At 65.6% G+C, this 23,689-nt stretch carries 25 protein-coding genes; 13 read left to right on the top strand and 12 right to left on the bottom strand.

The genetic code is table 11. The features are described 5' to 3' along the window. Positions 1-35: 35 nt before the first annotated feature. Positions 36-233, top strand: coding sequence for a hypothetical protein (locus G6N46_RS19495; protein WP_061006653.1), 198 nt, complete (start codon positions 36-38; stop codon positions 231-233). Here the strand turns inward: G6N46_RS19495 and G6N46_RS19490 are convergent, their stop codons facing one another. Then, positions 234-908, bottom strand: coding sequence for a histidine phosphatase family protein (locus G6N46_RS19490; protein WP_138251134.1), 675 nt, complete (start codon positions 906-908; stop codon positions 234-236). It lies immediately after the preceding gene. Next, positions 905-1,810: a prephenate dehydratase gene (gene pheA, locus G6N46_RS19485; protein ID WP_138251135.1), complete on the bottom strand. Its 906-nt coding sequence runs from the start codon at positions 1,808-1,810 to the stop codon at positions 905-907. The genes G6N46_RS19490 and pheA overlap by 4 nt, the downstream gene beginning before the upstream one ends. A 121-nt stretch (positions 1,811-1,931) precedes the next feature. Between pheA and G6N46_RS19480 the strand changes: the two genes are divergently transcribed. The 3 genes from G6N46_RS19480 (at position 1,932) to G6N46_RS19470 (ending at position 4,256) form a co-directional block, all read left to right on the top strand. Beyond that, the gene (locus G6N46_RS19480; protein WP_138251136.1) at positions 1,932-2,726 is read left to right on the top strand and encodes a DUF2470 domain-containing protein; all 795 of its coding nucleotides are present in this window, start codon (positions 1,932-1,934) and stop codon (positions 2,724-2,726) included. Positions 2,727-2,786: 60 nt separating this feature from the next. Further along, a complete protein-coding gene (locus G6N46_RS19475; protein WP_138251137.1) occupies positions 2,787-3,554 on the top strand; it encodes a CPBP family intramembrane glutamic endopeptidase in 768 nt (255 codons plus the stop codon). Positions 3,555-3,707: 153 nt separating this feature from the next. After that, positions 3,708-4,256, top strand: a complete 549-nt coding sequence (locus G6N46_RS19470; RefSeq protein ID WP_061006648.1) for a ferritin — start codon at positions 3,708-3,710, stop codon at positions 4,254-4,256. Positions 4,257-4,259: 3 nt separating this feature from the next. On the opposite strand, the gene G6N46_RS19465 is transcribed toward G6N46_RS19470, so the two are convergent. Genes G6N46_RS19465 through G6N46_RS19455 form a run of 3 tightly spaced genes read right to left on the bottom strand, consistent with a single transcriptional unit; the run spans position 4,260 to position 6,470 of the window. After that, the gene (locus tag G6N46_RS19465; RefSeq protein ID WP_061006647.1) at positions 4,260-5,114 is read right to left on the bottom strand and encodes a glycerophosphodiester phosphodiesterase; all 855 of its coding nucleotides are present in this window, start codon (positions 5,112-5,114) and stop codon (positions 4,260-4,262) included. Positions 5,115-5,118: 4 nt separating this feature from the next. Then, positions 5,119-6,108 carry a DUF4328 domain-containing protein gene (locus G6N46_RS19460; protein WP_138251138.1) on the bottom strand — a complete coding sequence of 330 codons (990 nt, stop codon included), beginning with the start codon at positions 6,106-6,108 and terminating at the stop codon, positions 5,119-5,121. A 20-nt stretch (positions 6,109-6,128) separates the two neighbouring features. Beyond that, the gene (locus tag G6N46_RS19455; protein ID WP_061006645.1) at positions 6,129-6,470 is read right to left on the bottom strand and encodes a rhodanese-like domain-containing protein; all 342 of its coding nucleotides are present in this window, start codon (positions 6,468-6,470) and stop codon (positions 6,129-6,131) included. Between the two features lie 395 nt (positions 6,471-6,865). Between G6N46_RS19455 and G6N46_RS28300 the strand changes: the two genes are divergently transcribed. The 4 genes from G6N46_RS28300 to G6N46_RS19440 all read left to right on the top strand — a co-directional run bounded on the left by G6N46_RS28300 (position 6,866) and on the right by G6N46_RS19440 (position 9,384). Continuing rightward, positions 6,866-7,021, top strand: coding sequence for a hypothetical protein (locus tag G6N46_RS28300; protein WP_020099574.1), 156 nt, complete (start codon positions 6,866-6,868; stop codon positions 7,019-7,021). A 144-nt stretch (positions 7,022-7,165) separates the two neighbouring features. Further along, positions 7,166-7,789: a superoxide dismutase gene (locus G6N46_RS19450; protein WP_043402473.1), complete on the top strand. Its 624-nt coding sequence runs from the start codon at positions 7,166-7,168 to the stop codon at positions 7,787-7,789. A 218-nt stretch (positions 7,790-8,007) separates the two neighbouring features. Further along, positions 8,008-8,538, top strand: a complete 531-nt coding sequence (locus G6N46_RS19445) for a peptidase (protein ID WP_138251139.1) — start codon at positions 8,008-8,010, stop codon at positions 8,536-8,538. Between the two features lie 447 nt (positions 8,539-8,985). Next, positions 8,986-9,384, top strand: a complete 399-nt coding sequence (locus tag G6N46_RS19440) for a helix-turn-helix domain-containing protein (RefSeq protein WP_020099577.1) — start codon at positions 8,986-8,988, stop codon at positions 9,382-9,384. 48 nt (positions 9,385-9,432) lie between these two features. Here the strand turns inward: G6N46_RS19440 and G6N46_RS19435 are convergent, their stop codons facing one another. From G6N46_RS19435 to G6N46_RS19425, 3 genes are all read right to left on the bottom strand, one after another. Beyond that, positions 9,433-10,596, bottom strand: a complete 1,164-nt coding sequence (locus G6N46_RS19435) for a hypothetical protein (protein WP_061006643.1) — start codon at positions 10,594-10,596, stop codon at positions 9,433-9,435. Further along, a complete protein-coding gene (locus tag G6N46_RS19430) occupies positions 10,593-11,084 on the bottom strand; it encodes an ImmA/IrrE family metallo-endopeptidase (RefSeq protein WP_061006642.1) in 492 nt (163 codons plus the stop codon). The genes G6N46_RS19435 and G6N46_RS19430 overlap by 4 nt, the downstream gene beginning before the upstream one ends. 62 nt (positions 11,085-11,146) lie before the next feature. Next, complete coding sequence (locus G6N46_RS19425; RefSeq protein ID WP_061006641.1) at positions 11,147-12,025, bottom strand: hypothetical protein; 879 nt, start codon at positions 12,023-12,025, stop codon at positions 11,147-11,149. Positions 12,026-12,914: 889 nt separating this feature from the next. On the opposite strand from G6N46_RS19425, the gene G6N46_RS19420 reads away from it, so the two are divergent. Genes G6N46_RS19420 through rraA form a run of 3 tightly spaced genes read left to right on the top strand, consistent with a single transcriptional unit; the run spans position 12,915 to position 14,530 of the window. Next, positions 12,915-13,571: a DUF6474 family protein gene (locus G6N46_RS19420; RefSeq protein ID WP_138251140.1), complete on the top strand. Its 657-nt coding sequence runs from the start codon at positions 12,915-12,917 to the stop codon at positions 13,569-13,571. A 20-nt stretch (positions 13,572-13,591) separates the two neighbouring features. Then, positions 13,592-14,026, top strand: coding sequence for a hypothetical protein (locus tag G6N46_RS28420; protein ID WP_179967692.1), 435 nt, complete (start codon positions 13,592-13,594; stop codon positions 14,024-14,026). 24 nt (positions 14,027-14,050) lie between these two features. After that, positions 14,051-14,530 (top strand): ribonuclease E activity regulator RraA, encoded by a 480-nt coding sequence (rraA, locus tag G6N46_RS19410; protein WP_138251141.1) that lies wholly within the window; start codon positions 14,051-14,053, stop codon positions 14,528-14,530. 288 nt (positions 14,531-14,818) lie between these two features. Here rraA and G6N46_RS19405 read toward each other — a convergent pair whose 3' ends face one another. Beyond that, complete coding sequence (locus G6N46_RS19405) at positions 14,819-16,288, bottom strand: flavin-containing monooxygenase (protein ID WP_135355594.1); 1,470 nt, start codon at positions 16,286-16,288, stop codon at positions 14,819-14,821. Positions 16,289-16,366: 78 nt separating this feature from the next. On the opposite strand from G6N46_RS19405, the gene G6N46_RS19400 reads away from it, so the two are divergent. Then, entirely contained in the window at positions 16,367-17,002 is a 636-nt protein-coding gene (locus G6N46_RS19400) for a TetR/AcrR family transcriptional regulator (RefSeq protein ID WP_135355595.1), read from the top strand. Between the two features lie 37 nt (positions 17,003-17,039). After that, positions 17,040-18,254: a DNA polymerase IV gene (dinB, locus tag G6N46_RS19395; RefSeq protein WP_135355596.1), complete on the top strand. Its 1,215-nt coding sequence runs from the start codon at positions 17,040-17,042 to the stop codon at positions 18,252-18,254. Positions 18,255-18,656: 402 nt separating this feature from the next. On the opposite strand, the gene G6N46_RS28360 is transcribed toward dinB, so the two are convergent. The 3 genes from G6N46_RS28360 to G6N46_RS19380 all read right to left on the bottom strand — a co-directional run bounded on the left by G6N46_RS28360 (position 18,657) and on the right by G6N46_RS19380 (position 23,625). Next, the gene (locus G6N46_RS28360) at positions 18,657-19,214 is read right to left on the bottom strand and encodes an Rv0964c family protein (RefSeq protein ID WP_174814069.1); all 558 of its coding nucleotides are present in this window, start codon (positions 19,212-19,214) and stop codon (positions 18,657-18,659) included. Between the two features lie 243 nt (positions 19,215-19,457). Continuing rightward, positions 19,458-20,753, bottom strand: coding sequence for a lanthionine synthetase LanC family protein (locus G6N46_RS19385; RefSeq protein ID WP_135355597.1), 1,296 nt, complete (start codon positions 20,751-20,753; stop codon positions 19,458-19,460). Then, the gene (locus G6N46_RS19380) at positions 20,740-23,625 is read right to left on the bottom strand and encodes a lantibiotic dehydratase (protein ID WP_163692890.1); all 2,886 of its coding nucleotides are present in this window, start codon (positions 23,623-23,625) and stop codon (positions 20,740-20,742) included. The genes G6N46_RS19385 and G6N46_RS19380 overlap by 14 nt, the downstream gene beginning before the upstream one ends. Positions 23,626-23,689 lie beyond the last annotated feature (64 nt).

Genomic DNA, 23,689 nt, shown 5'->3' with positions numbered 1-23,689 from the left:
CGGCATTGTCGGACCGCGGTGCTACAACAGAGTTCATGAGCACCACCTGCCGCAATTGCGTGGATGGGCTGGCGCACTGCCACGGCACGGTCATCGTGCACGTCGGCCTGCCGGCCGAATGCACCGACGAGACGTGCGCGCTGCCCGAATCCGAACACACCCTGCGCATCGACTGCGACGTGGTCGGTTGTGGCTGCGCAGAACCCGCGATGGGTCTGCGCGCCGCGGGATAGTCAGGCCATCGGGTCGGGCGCCGGCGGCGCCAGTGGGTCGTGGCCCGGGTAGAACGGCGGCGTCTTCGCGCCCCACTGCACGCAACTCCACCGCCCGTCGGTGATCGGGCTGAGCACGACGCATTCGGCGTTGAGCAGATGGTGTTCCAACGCGAAATCGGCGTCCACACCGGCCAATTGGACCGCGACGAGCCGGATCGCCGCACCATGACTCACCACGAAGATGTCGCCGGACCAGTCGTGATCGTCGAGGCTGCGCACCCGCAGGTTCGTCAGCACCGGCACATACCGGTCCAGCACCTCGCGGCCGGTCTCGCCGCCCGGCATCGCGACATCCAGCTTGCCCCGCTGCCAGTCCTCGTAGATGGCGTCGAACTGCTCGATGGCGTCGGTGTCGCTACGGTCTTCCAGGTCGCCGACCTGCACCTCGTGGATACCGTGTGCCTCGACCGGATCGAGGCCCAGCCCGTCGGCGATCTCGGCGGCGGTCTGCTGTGCGCGCGTCGCGACCGAATGGACCACCAGGCCGATGGGATGCGCCCAGTCGATTCCGAAGTCGCGGGCCTGCTGGCGACCGAGTTGGGTCAGCGACGCCCCCGGCGGCCGGGTGTCCAGCCGTTTGGCGACGTTCGCCTCCGACTGCCCGTGCCGCACCAGAACCAAACGGCCACTCATCCGCGTTGCCCCTCTCTCAACCCCGCCAACCACTGCGTCGCCTCATCGGTGACCGGCGGCGCCGCACCGGCAGCCACCCCGGTCGGCCATGACCCCAGGTACCGCACGTCGGCCACCCGCCGGTGCAACGCCTTCAGCGCCTCGGCGACCGGCGCGTCGTCGATGTGCCCGACACAATCCAAGAAGAAGATGTAGGTACCCAATTCCGTTCTCGTGGGCCGAGATTCGATACGGGTCAGGTCGATGTCCCGAATCGAGAACTCCGTCATCGCAGACACCAGGGCACCCGGTTCGTTGCGCAACCGCAGCACGACGGACGTCCGGTCGGCGCCGGTGCGCGGCGGCGGCGGGCCGGGACGGCCGACGAGCACGAAACGTGTTCTGGCGTTGGGCTCGTCGACCACACCGTCGGCCAATGAGTCCAGTTCCCACCGTACCGCCGCGAGCGCGGTACTGACGCCGGCGTCCACCAGACCTTCGGAAACCTGCTGCGCCGCACCGGCATTGGAGATCGCGGGCACGAGGGTGGCGTGGGGCAGCTGTACGGCCAGCCAGCGGCGCACCTGGGCCGCGGCCACCGGGAACGCCGCGATGGTCGACACCGCATCGGCGGTGACGCCCGGCCGGACGACGATGCTGAACGCGACGTCGAGCGTGTGCTCGGCGAAAATCTGCACCCCGCTGCCGGACGACAAGCTGTCCATGGTCGGCAGCACCGAGCCCTCGATGGAGTTCTCGATCGGCACGCACGCGTAGTCCGCGGACCCCACCCGGACGGCTTCCACAGCCGCGCTCGAGCTGTCACAGGCGACCGGTTCGAAATCCGGGTCGCCGGCGACCAACTGCAGCATGGCCGCTTCGGTGAAGGTTCCCTGCGGCCCGAGGTAGGCGATGCGTGCCACGTCGCAACCCTACTGGCTGCCGGTCCGGCGAGGCCCGCGACGCGGGCCTTTCGAGAGGCCTTGCGCCAACACCATCCACTAGTTAACTTAGGCTTACCTCACTTACTAGCGAAGGCGGGACATGCGCGACCTCACGACGACAATCGCAGCACCGACCACGGCAGAACGCGTCCGCAGCGCATGCGCCCGGGCCGCCGACGCGACGCTGGCCGCCGACGGCGTCACGCCGACCACCACGCCGGTCCACCACCTGCTGGCCGACGGCTCCGTCGTCCTGACCGTGCCGGCGTCCGGCCTGCTCGCCGCCACCGTCACGGCCGCCGGGGCGCGCGGCGTCGCCGCCATGCTGGAGCTGACCGACCTGGCCGCCCTACCGCTGCGCGAACGGGTGCGCTCACTGGTCTGGTTCCGCGGCCGCCTGCACGATGTGCCCGCGGCACGCGTCCCGGCCATGCTCGACCTCGTCGCGTCGGAGAGTCCGCACCCGGCACTGCTCCAGGTGAATGCCGGAGCTGACCACGAAGACCCACACACGCTGGTCCGGCTCGAGATCGAGTCCGTCGTGGTGGCCGACGCCACCGGCGCCGAGTCGGTGCCCGTCGGCGCGCTCCTGGAAGCCCGGCCCGACCCGTTCTGCGCCATGGAGTCGCACTGGGTGCAGCACATGGAGAGCGCGCACCGCGACATGGTCGACCGGCTCGCCAGCCGGCTGCCGGTGAACCTGCGCCACGGCCACGTCCGGCCGCTGGGCCTGGACCGCTACGGCGTGCAGCTGCGCATCGAACGCGAAGACGGCGACCATGACATCCGGCTGCCGTTCACCAAGCCCGTCGACGACGTCACCAGCCTGAGCCGCGCCATCCGCACCCTGATGGGCTGCCCGTTCCTCAACGGGCTCCGCGCGCGCAAGATCTGAGCGCGCCGATGAGCCGTTTGCGCGAACAGCATTAGACGAGCGCCGGTTACCGTAGCTGCGATGACCGGGCCGCAGCAGGAGCACACCGAACGTCGCGCGCTGCGCCTCGAGATCGCCGTGGTGCTGGCGGTGACGTTCGGCCTGTCGGCCTATACGGCCGTCGTCAGCCTGGCCGAGGCCGTCATCCTCGGGTTGTCGGGGCAGAAGGTCGCGCTCAACCGCCGCCGCTCGCCGATCGACTTCATCGACTTCCTGCTCAATCTCAGCCCCGTCATCACCCTCGTCGGATGGGGCTTCCTGGCGCTGTACCTGTTGTGGCGCAGTGGCTTCCGGCCCGCGGCGATCGGGCTGGGGCGCTTCCGGTGGCGGCCCGACCTGCTGGGCGGTCTGGGCCTGGCTGCGCTGATCGGCCTGCCCGGTCTCGGTCTCTACGTCGCCAGCCGCGCGCTGGGCGTCGGCGTCGACGTCGTCCCGAGCACGCTGGGCGACACCTGGTGGCGCATTCCGGTCCTGCTGCTGATGGCGTTCGCGAACGCCTGGGCCGAAGAGATCATCGTCGTCGGGTTCCTGCTGACGCGCCTGCGCCAGCTGGACGTCTCCGCGACCAAGTCACTCATCCTGTCGGCTCTGCTGCGCGGCACCTATCACCTGTATCAGGGGTTCGGCGCCGGACTGGGCAACATCGCGATGGGCCTGGTGTTCGGGTACACCTGGCGGCGCACCGGCCGGCTGTGGCCGCTGATCATCGGGCACGGCGTGATCGATGCCGTGGCGTTCGTTGGCTATGCCTTGGCCGCCCGCCATTTGGGCTGGCTGCATCCCGCGTAATTCCGCCGGACGGCAGCCAAGCCTTACCTCTATTCGTATTCAGCAATTCGAATTAATGGATATTGCATACGTCACAGCGGGTAAGGATATGCTTTCCTGAATTAGGTTGACCTTGCATGACAAGGCCATTTGACCTGCACTATCGTCATTTTCATGACCGACGTGACGCGCCTCGAGACGAAATTCCACCAACTGCTCCAAGAACAGATTCGGAGCGAATTCGGCGCGTCTCAGCAATACATTGCCGTCGCCGTCTACTTCGATGGAGAAGACCTCCCACAGCTCGCCAAGCACTTCTATGCGCAGGCCGTCGAAGAACGCAATCACGCCATGATGCTGGTGAAGTATCTGCTCGACCGGGACATCGACGTCGAGATCCCGGGCGTCGACCCGGTGCGCAACAGCTTCGCCTCCCCGACCGAGGCCCTCAAGCTCGCGCTCACCCAGGAACGCGTGGTCACCGAACAGATCAGCCGCCTGGCCAGCGTCGCCCGCGAGGAGGGCGACTACCTCGGCGAGCAGTTCATGCAGTGGTTCCTCAAGGAACAGGTCGAAGAGGTCGCAACCATCACCACGCTCGTGAAGATCGCCGACCGCGCCCGCGAAAACCTGTTCAATCTCGAGGATTTCGTCGCCCGCGAACTGGCCGGCACGGGTGCCGCCGACCCGACCGCGCCCGAGGCCGCCGGCGGCAACCTCTAGCCGTCAGGCCTCCGCGTCCTGGCCGGAGTCCCGGCCCGCGCCGGTCAACCCGTTCTGCAACCAGTCCTTGGTCCGGCCCGGGTGATTGGTGGCGACCCATCCGACACCGAGATCGGCGCAGTAGCGCACGTCCTCGTAATGGTCGACGGTCCAGCAGTACAGCGCACGCCCGTGCGCGGCAGCATGGTCGACCAGTTCGGGGTGCTCACGCAGCGTGGTGATGGACGGGCCCACCGCCGTCGCACCGACCGTCGTCGCCGCGCTGCCACCCAGGTACCTCGACGTCTCGCCGAGCAGCACCGTCGGCAGCATCGGTGCGGCCCGGCGGATGCGCCACACCGCGGCCGCCGAGAACGACATCACCACGGCGCGGGCGAGATCGGCGGACGCCGGCGCCGCGATGCCGTACCGGTGCAGCAGTGCGAGCACCTTGCTCTCGACGAGTGCGCCGTACCGCACCGGATGCTTGGTCTCGATGAACAGCTTCACCGGCCGGCCCCAATCGAGCGCCAGCCGGATAAGGTCGTCGAGGGTGAGTAGGCCCGCCGAACTCTGGCCGCCGTCGGCCCGGCTGGGATGCCATGCGCCGTAATCCAATTCGCGCAGCTGCGCCAGGCTCATCTCACTGACCAGCCCGGTGCCGTTCGACGTGCGGTCCACCTTGCGGTCGTGCACACACACGAGGTGTCCGTCCCGCGTCAGCCGGACGTCACATTCGAGGCCGTCCGCCCCCTGGCTCAGGGCCAGCTCATAGGCTCCCAGCGTGTGCTCGGGCCGCTCGGCCGATGCGCCACGATGTGCGACCACGAAAGAGTTGTTGCGTGTGCCGTCCGTCCCGCCAGTGCCGTCCACGCCCATGGTCCTATGCTGCCGGTTCCTCCGGCGTGGGCCCAACCGGAACCGCCGATTGGGCGCCTGATTCTTCGGCTTGTTCGGCGTCCACGACGACCCAGCGCTGCGCGGGTGCGTCGGCCTGCGTCCGTTCGAAGGCGTGGTAGACGCGCAGGACCATCGCCAGCGACAGCATGCCCATCAGGTACCCGATGATCGTGATCTCGGTGCTGTCGGCGATGCCCTGCGGGTCGGTCGCGAACATGCCCACGATGGACCAGACGACCACCAGACCCGAAACGGCCCAGATCGCCCACCAGATGCCGATCGGGCGGCGCAACGTGCTCATGCGGTTCTCGACCGTGGCCATCTCGGTGACGAACACCGGCGCGAGGAACATGTTGACCACCGGGACGAGGCAGCCGACCCACAGCACCCAGCGGCGGCGCGGCTCGGTGGTGCCGGCACGGTGATAGGCCGCCGCGCGGCGGGCGATCAGCCAGTTGGTGAACACGATCGCCGTCGCCAGCACCGCGAACAATGCGACGACGCTGGACGCGACGCCGAGCCAGCTGCCTCCGATCGCCACCCACGGGTTGAGCAGCACGGTGCGGTTGATCAGCAGCAGGATGTAGCGCACGACGTGCATCAGCGCCGCGGCGCCGAGCGCGATCATCGTGATGGCCACGACCGTCTGCACCACCGCGGTCGACGGTCCGCGATGCGTCTGCTCCGACTCGGCGGGCTGCCCGGGCGCCTGGGCGAACTCTTCGGTCAGGCCCCAGCGCGGGATGTGGTCGTAATGCGGGGTCGGCCCCAACGGCGGCTGGTGCCGACGCGGCTTCGGTGCCGGACCCGGCCGGACGGCTATCCAGCGATAGCCGCGCGACGATTTCGTCTGCCCGGCGGCCGACGTCTGCGCGACGGGCGCGAGCAGCGGACCGCGGCAGCGCGGGCACCACTGGCGCTGGCGATCACGTACGTTCCAACGCGTCGAGCACCGGGAACAGACCTGGATCACGGAACCAGCCTACGGGCCCGTCAGACGGCGCCGGGGGCGCCGTCGTCGGTGACGATCGCGCGGCCGGCCCCGGACCAGGCCAGCATGCCGCCGTTGACGTTGATCGGCTCGAACCCGTTGCGCGCCAGGTAGTGCGAGACCTTCAGCGACCGGCCGCCGGCATGGCAGATGACGTACAGCGCGGCATCACCGTCGATCTCCCCCAGCCGGGCGGGCACCTCGCTCATCGGAATGTGCTGCGCGCCCGCGGCGTGGCCGCGGGCCCACTCGTCGTCTTCTCGCACGTCGAGCAGGACCGCCGTCGAGTCGAACTCGGCGGGCAACTGATCGACGTCAATCTGTGGCACGTGCACATCGTCCATGCGTACATGCTGGCACGGGCGGCGTGCGCGCGACCACAGCACGCCATGACAGCAATCGGAGAACTATCCACAGTTTCCACAGGTTCATCCACAGGGCCAGGCGCAGGCCGATGACGGCCGTACCGGCCACAGCGCGCCTTACGCATAATTGACTGGGGATAAACAAGGGGCCATTGGTCCCCGTTGATCAACAGGGCGACACGCGGCGTGAGCGAAAAAGCTTGCCGAGCTAAGTAGTTCTGGGACCGCGGATCGGACCCGCGGCCGATGGGGCCCGATTTCCCCGTCTCGCTGGCAAACGGTTATGATCGGCGTCACAACATCCGGTTGTGACAATCCTCACTCCGCTCGAAATCGGGAACTCAGGATTGTTCTGGCAGGTCAGGGAGTATGCAATGGCGGCACATCCGTTGCGTCCGGGATCGGGCGCATCGCCGGAGTGGCATTCCGCGTTCCCGTCGCGCACCCACAGCCAACTCGTCGCGTGCGTCCGCGCCGGCATCATCGCGTTGTTCCTGCTCGTCGTGCTCGTTCTGATCGTTCTGGTCTAAAGGCCCAACAGGCACAGATCACACCGCCGTTGACGGGGTGTCCTTGCGGTGCGCGCAGGGATGGAGCAATGTGGTCTCGGATCTGTGGACGAACCCCAACTAGGGTCGTTGATCCCGCACGCGATCATCTAAGGAAGGAATCCTGTGGCTGAGTACACCCTGCCGGAACTGGACTACGACTACGGCGCCCTGGAGCCGCACATCTCCGGTCAGATCAACGAAATCCACCACAGCAAGCACCACGCGGCCTACGTCAAGGGCGTCAACGATGCGGTGGCCAAGCTTGAAGAGGCGCGGGCCGGCGACGACCACGCCGCGATCTTCCTGAACGAGAAGAACCTGGCCTTCCACCTCGGCGGCCACGTCAACCACTCGATCTGGTGGAAGAACCTGTCCCCCAACGGTGGCGACAAGCCGACCGGCGAGCTGGCGCAGGCCATCGACGACCAGTTCGGCTCGTTCGACAAGTTCCGCGCGCAGTTCACCGCCGCCGCCAACGGCCTGCAGGGCTCGGGTTGGGCGGTGCTGGGCTACGACAGCCTCGGCGGCCGGCTGCTGACCTTCCAGCTGTACGACCAGCAGGCCAACGTGCCGCTCGGCATCATCCCGCTGCTGCAGGTCGACATGTGGGAGCACGCCTTCTACCTGCAGTACAAGAACGTCAAGGCGGACTACGTCAAGGCTTTCTGGAACGTCGTCAACTGGGCCGACGTCCAGGAGCGCTTCGCCGCGGCGACCACCAAGACCAACGGTCTGATCTTCGGCTGATCTCGCGCTTTCCGGGTAACGGGGCGTCGCGCTTCTGCGCGGCGCCCCGTTCTCGTATCACCGATGCGCCCACCGCGCGAGCCGGAAGCCACATTCAGCTCACGTGACACTTCTGGCACTCGGGCCATCTTGCGTGCTAACGCGCCACTGCCGCACCCTGGAATCAGCGATCCACTGCCGTATCGACAGATTGCTGATCGAGGTACCGGAGGGCAGCCATGGAGAGGTCTGGGCAAGCAGTCGAGATTGCACCGTTTCATTCCGGCGGCGCATTGAAGGGGTTCGTGGTGTCGGGCCGGTGGCCGGATTCCACCAAGGAATGGGCTCAGCTACTGATGGTCGCCGTCCGGGTCGCGTCACTGCCCGGGTTGCTGGCAACAACCACCGTCTTCGGTACGCGCGAGGAACTGCCAGAACATCCACAGCCCGGCACGGTCGGTCTCGTTCTCGCCGAAGGGCCCGTTGTTGGCGAAGAGGCGGTGACACCCGGATACTTCGCCGACCACCAGCCGACGGCGCTGTTGATGCTCCATCCGCCCGCCGAGACGACCCCGTCGCTCCCGGAGTGCCGGGGTCGCGCGTCGGGCTGCCTCCTCTTACCGGGGCTGCCTTACCTTGGCCTCGATCACCGGGCCGCCTGGGTCGAAGCCGAGGCGGACGGCACCATCACCTCGATGGTCAGCAGGGTCGGCGTCGATCCCATCAGCCACCCCGATACCGCCATTCTGGCGATGCTGCTTGCCGCCTGACCCAACAGTGGGTTAACAGCAAAGAAGTCGGCGATTTCGCCAGGTCACCGGGCGGCGGGCCGGGGCGCTCCACATGCAGCGTGGGCGGTTGCCGTGTCCTGCCGCTCCGGTTAATGGCCGGTACGCTAACGGCAAACACCTTGGACGACACCGACCGCCCCGCACCCGGATTGCTGAATCGTCCACCGCCCGACAGAGACTGTGACGCGACTTGCAGCCGAGGTCCGGGCAAAATAGCATACGCGTCAAAATTTGCCTCATCAGGCCGTGGGCGGGCGCCGGGATCCACCCTTAGAACCGCAGCTCGCAGCCTTTTGAACCGACAAATTTGGTAGCTGGATCGAGTTTTCCGTGGTTTGCACTTGGCTCTCGGCGCAACTCTCGCTACGATAGTCAGCAAATAGTGACACTGACGCCTGCAGATATCGCTAAGTGGAGGAATAACCGATGAGCATGACGTTCGCCGCTCGGCTGAACCGGCTGTTTGACACCGTCTACCCGCCAGGACGCGGTGCTCACACATCTGCCGAGGTCATCGCCGCACTCAAGGCCGAGGGTGTGACCATGTCGGCCCCCTACCTGTCGCAGCTGCGTTCGGGCAACCGGACCAACCCGTCCGTCGCGACCATGGCGGCGCTTGCCAACTTCTTCCGGATCAAGCCGGCCTACTTCACCGACGACGAGTACTACGAGAAGCTCGACAAGGAACTGACCTGGCTGGCCAACATGCGCGATGAGGGCATCCGCCGCATTGCCGCTCGTACCGTCGGCCTGTCCCCTGAAGCCAAGAAGGACCTCGCTGACAAGGTTGACGAGCTGCGTCGCCAGGAGAACCTCGACAGCTGACCCGGTTAGCCCGACCGGGCTCGACCACATTACGACCAGCGGATTCCGTTAATCCGCTGGTCGTACTGCTTTCACCCGACCGACGGACGCCTTGGCGGCGGTTCCGGTCGCCTCAGCCTTGCCCTGCCGATCCAGTTCGCGGTACTGCGCGGCAATCGCCAGAATCCACTCTCGGTCCGAATAGGTCGCGGGCTGTCTGAGCCAGCTCGGCCCGGGGAACTTCGTTCGCGATCCGCCCTTCGGCCGGCCGCTGCGGCCGTCGTAAATCCAGCTGGCCACCCGCCGCGCCTGCACATCAGGCGCCACGTCGACGTGCTGACCGTCCCCGGTCGCGCCACCGTCCAGAACCGCGGTGGCCTCCAGGTACAGCGCGTCGGAGATCAGTGACATCTGTTCGGCCACCCGGAAGAGCAGCGGCCCGCGGGGCCGCACGCCGATCCCGATGTTCGGATGACGACGGCTCAATTCGGCCAGGAGCGGGGCGATGGTCCGCAGTTCGCGCCGCGCCCCGAACCAGTCTTCGACGCTGGGCAGCAGCGAGCCGCTGGCCACTACGAGCATCGCGCAGCCGAGGATGGTCGCCGCCGCGCCGACGCCGACCAGCTGGGTGCTGCCCACGGCCCGCAACAAGATGAAGGCGCTGGCCAACACGATCAGCACGATGCCGACGCTGAAGACGAACAGGGCCCGGCCCCGCCGGGTGCGGTTCGAGTTACGCACGCCGGCCCACGCGACCAGCGTCAGCGCCAGCAGCACGTACAGCAACGGCAGCAGCCAGGACAGCGAGTTGCCGCCCGACCCGAGATTGCGGCGCAGGTACTCCTCGGGCGCCATCTCGGGCTGGCGCGGCGTCAAGAAGAACAGCACCAGCGTCAGTGCCGCGATCGCCGCGGCAACGCTGTACTGCGCCAGGGCAATTCGGCGGATCGCCAGCGGCTTACGACTCGACGACGCCGACGTGATCATGACGCAGCTGCCGGCGGCGCAGGCGATCAGCGCGACCTGGCTGAGCATGCTGGACACGTTCGGCCAATGCAGGATCGTGTCGAGCAGCAGCGTGAGCGGCTCCCAGTTCAGTGCCGCGACCAAGCCCAGACTGCCGAGTGCGACGATCATCGCCGCGCTGACGAGCGACTGCTTGTTGACCAGTGCCCAACCGATACGAAGGCCGGTCGCCAGGCCGAGCAGGCCGGCGATTACCCAGATGATCAACCAAACGCCTCGCCGAGACGGATCTGAACGATCGAGGAGCGGTCAGAAGGCAGCCGGCCGAGCCGATGGATCAGCAGCGCGGCGAAATCCTCGGCTTCCTGTTCGGCTTCCTCGCCGGCCGGGCCCATACAGCCGGTCCGCTGATTCAGCATGTAGCCGATGAGATCGGAACTCGCCAGTTCCATGGAGTCCCGGGCGGCCTCGACGACGGAGACACCCTCATGACCGAGAACCAGGTGGCCGAGCTCGTGGGCGAGCGTCCGGTCCCCGGCCGGGAGTCCCTTTTGCAAGAGGAACACATCGCGGTCGTTGTACTGGCGCCACTGACCACAAACCCCTGGCGGCAGGTCGGCCATGGTCACCTCGATCGGGCGACCACGATCCTCACTGACCGCTTCGACGAGACGGGCAAGTGAGACTTCACCACGTCGCGGGGCAAGATCCAGCACCGAATTGACTGCGCGTGTGACACGGCGGCTCGCGGGCATGCCGAACCCCCTTTCACTGCGATTGGCACGGTTGCCATCAATTGTGCCGCAGACCCATTCCGTCAGGTCATAAATCGTGCAGTGCCGCTGCGGCGGACCACGTGACCAGCGCGCGCCTGCCGGTACCCGACCAACCCACCAGCGCCGGTCAGGATGAGGATGCCGGTGAAGCCGGGGACGGCCACCGCCGCCACCTCACTGAGACCGGCCGCACGCAGGTAGTCAGGATATCCGGCGCGGAAAGCGGGTTCGGCGATGATCTCGTTCTTGGTGCCGAATGTGGTCGGCTGCGGTGACCGCACCGCAGGCACTTCCGCCGGCGCGCTGACCACGACCGGGTTGTCCAGTTTCAGCGCGGGGAACGCCGGAGGTTCCAGCACCGGCGCTGTCGGCAGGCTCGCCATGACCGTGGGCATGCGGTTCGGACGCCCGACGTTCAGGTTCATGGTCGGAACGACCTGCTCGCTCAGCATCGAAAGCGACGTCTGCATGAACGGCAGTGATGTCGCGGCGTCGAGCGTCGCGTTGGTGAGTCCTGCGACGAAGTCATAGACCGGCTCGATGTGGGCGAGGACGAACACCGGAATCGCGGCGAGCTGCGCCAGCACCGGGATGTTCGACATGTCGGGCAGCTGCGGGAGCTGGTCCCACCGAGGCAGTCGCGGTACCAGCGACGCCAGGGGGATCTTCGTCAGATCGATGCTCTGCACGGCGCCGGTCGACGTCGTGTGGACGGCCGCGGTCGGCAGGGAGAACGTCAGCCCCATCAAGTTGATGCTGGTGGTCGCCCCGGCCGGGGTCGCCTTGACCGGCGTCTTGGTGGGCGAGGTGGCCGGCGCGGCAGGGCTGTCCGAACCGCTTCCCGGCTTGACGCCCCCCGGTGTGGGAACCGTCGGCAGGCCGGGCAGCTTGGGCAGGCCGGAGAGGGCGGGCAGACCCAACAGGTTGGGAAGGCTGGTCAGGCTGGGAAGCCGGATCCCGGGGAGGCTGGCCGCGGCTGCGGCCGCGGGCGTCGGACCGGTAGCGGCAGCCGGTTCCGGCTGGCTCGTGCCGCCCGTCGTCGCGGGGGCGGTAGTACCGGTCGCCGTACCGGCTTCGCTCTGCTGAGTCGACGAGCCGGCCGACGGCTGATGTTCGCCAGCGGCCGGCTTCGGGGTTCCAGAATCCTCTGATCGCGCCGGAGAAGTGGCATTGTTTTGTTTGCTGGGGGCATTACTTTCCGACGCATTCTTGCCGGAATCGCCGGTTTTGCCGGGGTCGTGAACACCGGCTTCAGAGCCACTGTGAGCAACGCCGCCGGAGCCGCCGCGCTTATCCTTTTTCCCGCCCGAACCGGTACCACCGGTCGACGGCGTCTGCGACTGGCCATCCGTCGGCTTGGCCGGCCGCGTCGGGGCCTTGGGCCCGCCACCAGCGGTTGAGTTGCCGCCGGACTTCGTACCCTCGTGGGAAGCCCCGCCGCCGTGGCCGCTCGATCCGCTCCCGGAAGCTGCCGTATCAGCGAAGGCGTTCGCGCCGCCCATGCCAGCGATCAACAGCCCAGATGCCATCAGAGCGGCAGCTGTAGCTATTCGTTGGCGTGGCGCCATCGGTCCCTCTGCTTTCATGGCATCAAAAACCCGCTCCGATGAATTCCGAATAATTGTCGCACAGCCGCCGGACTTTGTTTGCTGGATAAAGTAGCGAGAAATGTGGGAAATTCCACCCCCGAATTGCGGCGCAATTCGACCCAAGACCCGGTGCCCGATTCCGGCTCACGGACGATAGGGTGACGTCACCATCGCAGCAAGATCGTGCACACGTGTCGAGACGACCGGGAGGTCAGCCGGAATGGGCCTGTTCAAGCGACGCAAGAGCCGGGCAACCCGTCGCGCCGAGGCGAAAGCGATCAAGGCGAAGGCAAAACTCGAGGCACGGCTGTCCGCCAAGAACGAGGCCCGGCGCATCAAAGCGGACGGCCGTCGGCAAACGAAGCGGGACCGGGCCGGCGTCAAAGCCCAGCGGGACGGCGACAAGATGGCACTCAAGGTTGCTGAGACCCAGCTGCAGGCGGTCCGTGAGGGCAAGCTGCTGTCGCCGACCAAGATTCGCCGGCTGTTGATGGTGTCGCGAATCCTCGCCCCTGTTGTCGTTCCGGTGGCGTACCGGGCCGCGATTGCCGCGCGCGGCGTCATCGACCAACGCCGCGCGGACCAGCTGGGTGTGCCGCTGAGCCAGATCGGGCAGTTCTCCGGCGCCGGCGGCGTGTTGTCCGCCCGCATCGCGGGCGCCGAGCGCTCGCTGCGCCAGGTGGCCGAGAACAAGCCCAAGGATGCCGAGACCAAGCAGTTCGTGACGACACTGTCGGGCAAGCTGGCCGACCTGTCCGCGGCAGTGACGGCAGCGGAGAACATGCCCGCCCCGCAGCGGCGGACCGCGCACGCAGCGATCGAGAGCCAGCTCGACGGCATCGACGCAGACGTTCTGGCCCGCCTCGGAGTGGCATAACCGCCCGGAGGAGCATTCGCATGGCAGACGAGCAGAATTCCCCGGACGAGTCGCTACCCGGCGTACCCGCGAAAGAGACGCCGGCCGAGAAGGCACCTGCCAAAAAGGCGCCCGCCAAAAAGGCTCCGGCGAAAAAGGCTCCGGCCAAGAAGGCCGCAGTGAAAAAGGCGCCCGCGAAGAAGACGCCCGCCAAGAAGGCCGCCACCACCGCCCCGGCCAAGAAGGCGCCCGCGAAGAAGGCGCCGCCGAAGGTCGCCCCACCAGCGGCCCCGGCTCCCGAGACCCCCGCTCCCCCACCCTCGACTCCTGAGGCCCCGGCGCCCGCACCGCTGCCCGTGCTCAACCTGGCTCCGCCCGTTCCGCAACGCTCGCCGGTGCCGGTGGCCGCGGTGATCGCTGCGGGCGTCCTGGCCCTGCTCGTCGTACTGCTGGCCCGACGCCGCGCCACGGACTGACATCGCCCCTGAGATAATCGGCGGGTGACCATCGAACCCCGCGCCACCGCCGACCTCGTCGACGAGATCTATCCCGACGTCCGTAGCTGCGATCTGCAGTTGCAGAACTACGGCGGTCGGACCATGTTCGCCGGCCCGATCACCACGGTGAAGTGCTTCCAGGACAACGCGCTGCTCAAGTCGATCCTGTCGACGCCGGGCGACGGCGGCGTCCTGGTGGTCGACGGCGACGGCTCGATGCACACCGCACTCGTCGGCGACATCATCGCCGGCCTCGCCCACGACAACGGCTGGTCGGGCGTCATCGTCAACGGACCGGTGCGCGACGCGTCGACGCTGCGCACCATCGACGTCGGTATCAAGGCGCTGGGCACCAACCCCCGCAAGGGCACCAAGACCGGCGCGGGTGAGCGCGACGTCGAGGTGACCTTCGGCGGCGTCACCTTCGTCCCCGGCGACATCGCCTATTGCGACGAGGACGGCATCGTCGTCGTTACACCGTGACGCGCTACTGACCTCACATTGGTCCGGCGTCCAGGGTCTTCGCTAGTTGCATTTTGTGGGCGTCAGCGCAGGATCACCACCCCGCCGACTTTGCTCGCCAAGCGCTCAGCAGGCGGCTCGCGACTGTGCCGTCAGCGCGTCTCAATCGCGGATCTGACGATCTGCGCGCACCCTCGACACCAAACTGCCTGCAACGCGGACATTCCGACCGGTATCGCCCGGCGAGCGCACGCGAAAACCCCCAAAATCCTTTGATTTTGGGGGTTTTCGCGATTATCGGACAGAGAACTAGGCGTTCACGGCAACCCGGTGTTTCGTGAACTGCAGAGCCTGCTCGTCGACCTTGCCGTACCGGATGGTCCGCATGTCGAAGAAGTAGTTCTGCTTGAGCTTCCACGGCGCTTCCGAACCCGACTTGGGCAGGCTGTCCATGGCCCGCTTGAAGTAGCCGGGGGTGAAGTCCATGAACGGCAGCTCGTCCACGCTGCCACCCGGGTGCTGCGGCTCGACGCGGTCAAAACCGTTGGCGTCCATGTAGTTCAGCACGCGGCAGATGAACTCGGAAACCAGGTCGGCCTTGAGCGTCCAGGACGCGTTGGTGTACCCGAAGGTGATCGCCATGTTCGGCACACCCGAGAGCATGAGGCCCTTGTAGGTCATGCTCGAGGGCAGGTCGATGGGCTCACCGTTGCGGTGGGCGACGGCGCCACCGAACAGCTGCATGTTCAAACCCGTTGCGGTGACGATGATGTCGGCCTGCAGGACCTCGCCGGAGCTCAGCTTGATGCCGTCCTCGGTGAAGGTCTCGATGGTGTCGGTGACGACGCCCGCCTTGCCCGAACGGATGGCCTTGAACAGATCGCCATTGGGCGCCAAGCAAACTCGCTCGTCCCACGGGTTGTAGCGCGGGCTGAAGTGCTTGTCGTAGTCGAAGCCTTCCGGCAGTCGACGCTCGGCCATCTGGCGCAGCGCCTTCTTGAACACCGCCGGGAACTTGCGGGCGAGTTGATACTGCACGGTGCTGTAGCCGATCTGCTTCCAGCGGTTCGTGAAGTGCGCCAGGTGCTTCGGCAGGTACTTGTTGGTCTGTTTGGCAATCGGGTCCTCCAGCGGCAGCGCGCCGATGTAGGTGGGCGAGCGCTGCAGCATGGTCACGTGGCCGGCGCCGCCGTTCACCAGCGACGGGATCAGTGTGACGGCCGTTGCGCCGGAACCGATCACGACGACGTTCTTGCCGGTGTAATCCAGGTCCTCGGGCCAGTGCTGCGGGTGGATGATCTGGCCCTTGAAGTCGGCCGCACCCGGGAACTCGGGCGAGTAGCCCTCGTCGTAGTTGTAGTAGCCGCTACACACCGACAGGAACGATGCGGTGATCTGCTTCGCTTCACCGGCGACCTCGATGTCGATGGTCCAGCGGTTGTCGGCGTCGGACCAGTCCACCGAGGTGACGCGCTGGCCGGTCCGGATGTGCTGGCGGATGCCGTTCTCGTCGGCCGCCTCGTTGATGTAGTCCCAGATGTGCTGGCCGTCGGCGATCGACTTCGCCGACGCCCACGGCTTGAACCGGAAGCCGAGGGTGAACATGTCGGAGTCCGAGCGGATGCCCGGGTACTTGAACAGGTCCCAGGTGCCACCGATGTTCTCCCGGCGCTCGAGGATCACGTAGCTCTTGGTGGGGCAGCGGTCCTGGAGGTGCCAGGCGGTGCTGATGCCGGAGATGCCGGCACCGACGATGACAACATCGAAGTGTTCGATCATGGTACCGACGGTATCAACACAGTGTTGAGTCGGTCAACGGTGTGTTGAAAAACTCGACGAACTGTTAGGCTCAGCTGCGTGAGTACCGCCGCACAGACCCGGACACCCCGGGGCCGACGCGCGACTCGACCCTCCGGCGACGACCGCGAAGCGGCGATCCTGGCCACCGCGACCACCCTGCTGCAGCAGCGCTCCTTCTCCGCGATTTCCGTCGATGACCTGGCCAAAGGGGCCGGCATCTCGCGACCGACGTTCTACTTCTACTTCGCATCGAAGGAAGCAGTCCTGCTGTCGCTGCTCGATCCGCTGATCAAGCGCGCCGACACCGGCTTCGACGGCGCACTCGAAGACATGCCGGCCGACCCCAAAGAGGCCATCCGGCACGGCATCGAGATCTTCTTCAGCTCGTTCGGCTCCCACCCGGCCACCGCCCGAGCCGGCGTCGAGGCCGTCAGAACAGTTCCCGAGTTCCACGAGGTCTGGGCCGGCCTCATGCAGAAGTGGATCAACCTGACCGCCGCCCTGATCACCGCGGAACGCTCGCGCGGCGCCGCGCCTCAGACGCTGCCCGCCCGGGACCTGGCAACTTCGCTGAACCTGATGAACGAGCGCATGATCATGGCGACGCTGGCCGGCGAGCCCGGGGCCGTCGCCCACGACGACGTCGTGGACACCCTCACCCACATCTGGCTGACCAGCATCTACGGCGCCTGACCTTTCGCGCATCGAACGTCTGTGCGAAACTTGGATCGTGTCGGACGTCCAAGCGCACACCGGGGCAGCCATCCTGCATGCCGACCTCGACTCGTTCTATGCCTCGGTCGAGCAGCGTGACGATCCCTCGTTGCGCCGCCGGCCCGTGATCGTCGGCGCCGGCGTGGTGCTCGCCGCCAGCTATGAGGCCAAGGCCTTCGGCGTGCGCACCGCGATGGGTGGACACCAGGCCCGCAACCTGTGCCCGCAGGCCATCGTCGTACCGCCGCGGATGTCCGCGTACTCGGCAGCCAGCAAGGCGGTGTTCGAGGTCTTTCATGACACCACGCCGCTTGTCGAGCCACTGTCGGTCGACGAAGCCTTCCTCGACGTCAGCGGCCTCGGCCGGGTGTCGGGCACCCCGGTAGAGATCGGCGCGGCGCTTCGGGACGCGGTGCGCGAGCGCGTCGGCTTGCCCATCACGGTCGGTATCGCCCGCACCAAATTCCTGGCCAAGGTGGCGAGCCGCGAAGCCAAGCCCGACGGGCTCCTGCTGGTCCCGCCGGACCGCGAGCTGGCATTTCTGCATCCACTTCCGGTGCAACACCTTTGGGGCGTCGGCGCCAAGACCGCGGACAAACTCCGCACACACGGCGTCGAGACCGTAGCCGATGTCGCGGCCCTGACCGAGTCCGAACTGGGCGCCATGGTGGGCGCGGCCATGGGGCGTCAACTGTTCGCACTGTCGCACAACATCGACCGCAGGCGGGTGACTACGGGCGTCCGGCGGCGATCGGTCGGCGCCCAGCGCGCTGTCGGCAGGCGCGGAAACTCGATGTCCGACAACGACATCGACGCCATGGTGATCAACCTGGTCGACCGCATCACCCGCCGCATGCGCAGCAGCGGACGGACCGGCCGTACGGTGATCCTGCGGCTACGATTCGACGACTACAGTCGCGCCACGCGCTCGCACACCATGCGCCGCGCCACCGCGTCGACCGAGGAAATCCTCACGGCCGCACGTGGATTGGTGGCCGAGGCAGGGCCGATGATCGCCGAGCGCGGGTTGACCCTGGTGGGTTTCTCGGTGTCGAACGTCGACAATGCCGGCACCGAGCAACTCGAGCTGCCGTTCGACGGTGAGCCGGACACCGCCGCGGTGGACTGCGCCGTCGACCTGGTGCGTCAGAAGTTCGGCAATGCCTGCCTGACGCGCGGGGTGCTTGTCGGCACCGATCCTGGCTGGGAGATGCCGATGCTGCCGGACTGACGTCGATGTCATGGCCCAAGTGCATGATCACGGCATGAACCAAACCAGAATGCAGAGCCCTTTTTCGTCGCGGTCAGGTCGGTGTCCGCATATCCGCCCGATTCACGGGTTCATTTGCCTTGACGAGGCGCCAAACTTGCCGGATCTCCGGAACAGTATCAACAGATTGACCACCGTTATTGCCGCTACGGCATATGCAAAAGGCAAATGCGCGGCCGGCAGGACCAGGATGGTCGCACATATTGTCGCCAATAGAAGCTTTTGACTCGTTTCGGTATTCAATCGTCGAATTAGAAGCGCAACCAGAAGTGTCGATAGCAGGACCGGCAACATCCACCAATATTCGAGCATGATCACATGCCATCGATCATTGTCGCGATGGGCATATCTGCGACTCGCGTCTTACTTGCAATGCTTCCCATTGGAACCTCCGCCACCGTGTATTGTGTAGGTCGCAATCGTGATCTGAATAACAGTCAAGGTAGCGTTTATGCAATCAGTGGTCGTAAAGCCGGCAGGTACCGGTTCTCGAAGACCCTGGGCGCGTGAATACTGGGTATCCAGATCAAAATCGGCGCTCTTGGTCTTCAGGGCGGCGGCGAGGTGCGAGTCTGCCGTATCCGCCGCCTGTCGAAGCCGATCCAGACTCTGCTGGCCCGTTGTGGTCGTGTCTTGCACCATCCGGCGAGTCGCAGCAGGCAGCGATGACAAGTTTGTTGGTGGAACCGCACGGCTACCATTCGCATCAACTGTGATGCCGTACTGCCCAAGAACCGACCTCAGCTCAACTAGCTGGGTTTTCACCTGCCTGACCTCGTTCGCAGCGATAGCGGTGGCTACCGCCACAGCTGACGCGGCCTGACCGTGCCGTTCCAATCCAGCCGCGAGCGCATACGTCCGCGCTTGTGCCGCTTTGGCGCCCTCGCCCTGCCAACTGTCAAATACTGGCAGGTTCTTCAATCGCGAACCTGCCTGTGACGCCACCTTCGCTCTGGCCGTAGCCGCAGCGCCGACCGCTGTGATCGCCTCAGGACTCCACCTGTCGATATCCGCTATCGATAAACTCATCGAATACCACCCCCAGATATTGCATGCCACGCCGATCGCCGCCAAACCGTCAGACCTGCGATCAACTCAGCATAACCGCACCATGTCCACTCGCCAGGCACCAAATTCAGGCCATCTACCACCTGACGCACTCGATCACCAATGAATCCAGGAGCCGGTCAGCATCCGGGTGAAGTCCATGCTGTCGGCAGGCATCAGCAGCGAAAGCAAGGCCGCGGCCGCGCCACCCGAGCCAATCAGAAAACCCGGCGAGTCCAGATGCGCGCTTGTCGGGCCACAGTCGAGCAGGAATGCGCGTCGCGGGTTCTTCAGTCGGAGCATCGCAGCAACATTTCGGTCAAGCGTGTTCTCGCCCAGCACAATTCGTTCGAGCACCAGCTGGCCGGCTTGTCCATGACATAACGACGAATCTCCGTCGTGGAGATCCTTACCACCACAGGTAGTTGTGTCCAGCAATCGCGGAACCACACCGGGATATTTCCTACGCAGGGTTGTGCTGTTGTAGAACGGAAGGGCGGCACCGAGGTTGCCATAGCACCATGCATAGCGTTGTGGCACCGTCGGCGCAGTTGCACTCGAGGGAAGAACACGCGGAACGCGCAGTTCTCCGTCGCGGTCCGATGCGTTCAGCAATATTTCGGCCAGATGCTCAGTCGCGTCCGCAACCGCGGACGATCCCCAACCACGATCACACGCCTGACTCAGCACGTTCAGCACGCCGGCAATACCGTGGGCGAAGCCGCAGTTGAGCTGACCGCTCCGCGACTGCGCGGACCATTCACGCTCGTACTCGTTCAGCTTGTCCCCGGGCGTCCACAACCCGCCCGGTCCGTCGGCCAATGCAAGTTCAGCAAGCACGTTGATGGCTCGCAACGCGCTCGGCCCGAGCGCCCCTGTCCCCGCCTCAGTAGTGAAGGCATAGGTAACGGCGCCCGCGATACCCGACACCACGTCATAAAATGAGGTGGCCGAACCACTTTCGATATCGATATTCTCGACCGCGTCATCGAGTGCCTTCACCAGCAGGAGGTCCGTGTTGGTCGTCGCTGCTTGATAGCGCTGCCCCTTACGAGAATGTGCACGCAAAGCGAATGCGAGCCCACCGGCGCCAGCGAAGAGACCGAGACCTGGCGATGGGTTCTGTTGCAGGCGGTGGGCGGCTTTTGCGAGGTGGGTACGAGCGATTTGGTCCCATCCGCCGTCAGGATCTAGCTGGTCAGCCACGGAAAATGCCATCGCGACCCCGAGGTCGCCGTGCCCGATGGCGGCCGCGTCCCATTCAATGGCATGACCGGAGGCGAGCCGCAGGTTAGTTGCTTCAGCAATGTCAGTATGGGCGCGGCAGCGGTCCATGATGTCCCAGCCCAAGGCGATGCCAGCCTCAGCTGCAGCCGAAAGCGCAGGCAACGCCCGGTGATCAGGGTTCGTCATGTCGCCGCCGACAGCGGTTTCGTTCGGTTCTCACCATCCACAGGGCGGCGAACTCCTCCTGGCGACTCATCCCCAACCGGTTACACAGGAGGTGACTCGCGCTTTGCAGCACCGCGGGGGTGACAACGGCCGAATGCTGGGCAGGGTCGCTCCAAAACTTCCGCAGCACAGCGACGAAGTCGCTATCCACATCCAAACTCAAGTGCTGTTGGCGCAGAGCAGCTTTGACTGCATGCACGCGCGCACCCAGCTCACTGCAGTATCCCTCGACAGCGAAGTCGATCACCTCGTCGACATTGACGTGGCCCGGATCAAGAGCGTCGAACCATTGGGCCAGAACCCCGGCCGCCGCCTCAATGCCCGGTCTGAAGCGTGACATCCCCGAGTCTGCGCCAACGATCGGCAGCCTGTTGACGAGATACGCTGTCTCACAGCAGAACAATCGCTCATAGCAGGGAAAGCTGCGCGGCCCGCCGTAACGTTCGAGCTCGCGGTGGTATGTCGGTATCGAATAGTCACCGATGCGCCCCGACAGTCGAGCCTCGGCCAGCCAGGCCAACACGTCGGAGACTTCGGCAACGGGGCGGTGCACGCGCAACCGCAACTGGTCTCGGCCGTCTTGCCGATACCGTACGAAATACCACTCACCAGCGAGGTCGGGAAAGCAATCAGCGAAATCCCGCAGGCTCCGGTCGTGGGAACCACCCCCAGCCGATATGGCGAACGCGGTCCATGCTCCCCCTGGGACCAACAGTCGGCAATTGTCGTCTGCGGGATTATGCAGCGGGTGGCTGTCCAGGCTTGGTTCAACATGTTTCGAATGCGGCGCGGCAACGGTAACAACCACCTCGGCGGGGTGCATCGCCATCGCCTGATCGCGAACGACGCCCATCTGGTCCGGACTCGGAGCACGGATCAACCACCTGTTGCCGGCAGTGATCTCACTCAGCAATAGGTCCACATGCACCGGGTTCTGGGTATCGAGGTGAAGCAGGTTGTCGTGCGGCCCCACCCGGATGTAGCGGCTGATTCCAGCAGCGATAAGCCATTCCCTCAACTCGACTACAGAGCGGCCTTCGGTCGACGGATAGCGCCATTTCTGCTCGACGAGGGTGACACCCCGATACCGGACCTCGGGGAGTTTGTTCATGGCCGCCTCGGCCTCACCCCAGGACCAAAACGGATGCTGGGTCTGCGCATCAGATATCTCTCGCAATAACCGGATTGCTTTCGACGAGGCACGGATAGTGGCCATGTTCAACTGACGCACGCTGACCGGCGTACCGTCGGCGAGCACGATGCACATTTGTCCCTCCGCGATGCCGAGGTAGATATCAGCCAGTGTGAGCAACCGGCCGGCGGGGCTCGGCGGACGCGCGTTGAGCGCCAATGTGACCGGATACAGCTGTGCAGTGGCGGAGACCTCGTTGATCATGTCGGCGCCGGCGATGTAGTCGATACCGCAGAGAATTCCTCGTCCGCCCGTTTTGTTCGCCCACCAGTCTCCATCGAAGTCCACCCACCGCTGGGCACAATCTCGCGCCTGCGGCATGACAGCAGTGAAGCGCCCGAGGGCAGACCCACCCGGCATTGCAACCCCGATAACAGTCGCCTGCAGGTCCTCCTGGTCTCGATGAAGCCGCAGCATGATGTCGAAACTGCTGGGGAGATTGTCCGGTTCTGGGAAGCCCGCCAGGTCAGAATCAGTGAGCTCGACGACATCCAATCCACCGGTCATGCTCGCCAGCAGCACGGACGAAATGAAATCCCTACGCCGCTCGACTGCGGCGCCATCGGGCTTGGTCGGCACATGACCCAGTGGCAGTTCGGGCTCGTATGCACGGGGGAATCCGATTCCGAGTTCCTCATCGATGGCGGTCAGGAACGGCACCAGCGTCTGCCCGTATCGCTCGGTGAATGTCGCACTGAACTCTCCGAGCGCTGGGTTCGCCGGTAGGTGCGCCATCGTCGCGGTCAGAACCCGAACGGCGGCCTGCGCCGCATCGATGACCGACATCGGCACGCGTCCGGATACGTCGAGCTCCAGGTCCACATGGATGTCCCGCTGGACATCACCGGCGGCGCACAATCGCAGGAGCGCACTCAGACTGCCGTCCCCAACCGGATCAGACGAATCGGCATACTGAGCGACGGCCTCACGGATCTCCGCGACGCCCTCGACCTCGTCCGGCACCCGTGCCAGCGGATCACCGTCGAATGCCGAGTGCTCAGCCTCACAGAGCAGCACCTCGGCGTCCAGTAGATCAGTGACCAGCTGACGCACTTTCTCCGAATCGGCGGCAGAGTACACGGCAGACACTCGCAGCTCGATGTCCTCCCGTGTCGCTGTACCCGAAGCGGTCGCGACAGCCAACCGCGCGGGACCAGTGGCCCTGATCGAAGCCCGTGTATGGGTGTCATCAGAGCCGCGCATGACGCTGACCACCAGCCGACCGGCTCGTTCACTCAACGAAGGATTGGGATACAGCCGAGCCTGCGGCAACATCCGCGTCTGCTCCACCAGACGCCTGGTAACCGCACCGGTTGCCCGAACGTGCCGGACGTGAGCATCGCCGAATTTCAGTTCGTCGTCGCCGACCGGCAGCACGGCCACACCGGCGAATACACCGAAGGGCGTGCACCTAGTACTCATTCGGAGGGCGTACTTCAACAAGCCTCTATGCAGACGCTTCCGTCTCTTCAGCGGAGCGTCAGCGTCCGGTGTGGCCAATAGTTTCTCTATCTGAGCCACCAGCGACGGACTGGCAAGCTGTACCGCTTCCCGGATAGTTGCGCGCGACCACAGCCACGCGATGGCTTCGATATCTCCCCACTCACAAACGTGATCGGGATACGCGCTGACTGTTCCCATGGAGCACCGAATTGTCACCACGTCGCCAAGCGGCCATTGAACCAAGGAGGATGCTCTAGGCGGA

Origin of the sequence: Mycolicibacterium phocaicum, assembly GCF_010731115.1 — a bacterium.
Classification (GTDB): Bacteria; Actinomycetota; Actinomycetes; order Mycobacteriales; family Mycobacteriaceae; genus Mycobacterium; species Mycobacterium phocaicum.
The sequence above is the reverse complement of the archived record's forward strand: the minus strand, read 5'-3'. Positions and strand labels throughout refer to the sequence as shown.

Bases quoted from the DNA above. Each gene is read 5' to 3' on its own strand.
- G6N46_RS28300 (WP_020099574.1), top strand. From the start codon at position 6,866: ATGGCGGCACATCCGTTGCGTCCGGGATCGGGCGCATCGCCGGAGTGG.
- G6N46_RS19470 (WP_061006648.1), top strand. From the start codon at position 3,708: ATGACCGACGTGACGCGCCTCGAGACGAAATTCCACCAACTGCTCCAA.
- G6N46_RS19490 (WP_138251134.1), bottom strand. From the start codon at position 908: ATGAGTGGCCGTTTGGTTCTGGTGCGGCACGGGCAGTCGGAGGCGAAC.
- G6N46_RS28420 (WP_179967692.1), top strand. From the start codon at position 13,592: ATGGCAGACGAGCAGAATTCCCCGGACGAGTCGCTACCCGGCGTACCC.
- G6N46_RS19440 (WP_020099577.1), top strand. From the start codon at position 8,986: ATGAGCATGACGTTCGCCGCTCGGCTGAACCGGCTGTTTGACACCGTC.
- G6N46_RS19380 (WP_163692890.1), bottom strand. From the start codon at position 23,625: ATGGGAACAGTCAGCGCGTATCCCGATCACGTTTGTGAGTGGGGAGAT.
- G6N46_RS19495 (WP_061006653.1), top strand. From the start codon at position 36: ATGAGCACCACCTGCCGCAATTGCGTGGATGGGCTGGCGCACTGCCAC.
- G6N46_RS19455 (WP_061006645.1), bottom strand. From the start codon at position 6,470: ATGGACGATGTGCACGTGCCACAGATTGACGTCGATCAGTTGCCCGCC.
- G6N46_RS19475 (WP_138251137.1), top strand. From the start codon at position 2,787: ATGACCGGGCCGCAGCAGGAGCACACCGAACGTCGCGCGCTGCGCCTC.
- G6N46_RS19480 (WP_138251136.1), top strand. From the start codon at position 1,932: ATGCGCGACCTCACGACGACAATCGCAGCACCGACCACGGCAGAACGC.
- G6N46_RS19420 (WP_138251140.1), top strand. From the start codon at position 12,915: ATGGGCCTGTTCAAGCGACGCAAGAGCCGGGCAACCCGTCGCGCCGAG.
- G6N46_RS19430 (WP_061006642.1), bottom strand. From the start codon at position 11,084: ATGCCCGCGAGCCGCCGTGTCACACGCGCAGTCAATTCGGTGCTGGAT.
- G6N46_RS19405 (WP_135355594.1), bottom strand. From the start codon at position 16,288: ATGATCGAACACTTCGATGTTGTCATCGTCGGTGCCGGCATCTCCGGC.
- G6N46_RS19465 (WP_061006647.1), bottom strand. From the start codon at position 5,114: ATGGGCGTGGACGGCACTGGCGGGACGGACGGCACACGCAACAACTCT.
- G6N46_RS19385 (WP_135355597.1), bottom strand. From the start codon at position 20,753: ATGACGAACCCTGATCACCGGGCGTTGCCTGCGCTTTCGGCTGCAGCT.
- G6N46_RS19445 (WP_138251139.1), top strand. From the start codon at position 8,008: ATGGAGAGGTCTGGGCAAGCAGTCGAGATTGCACCGTTTCATTCCGGC.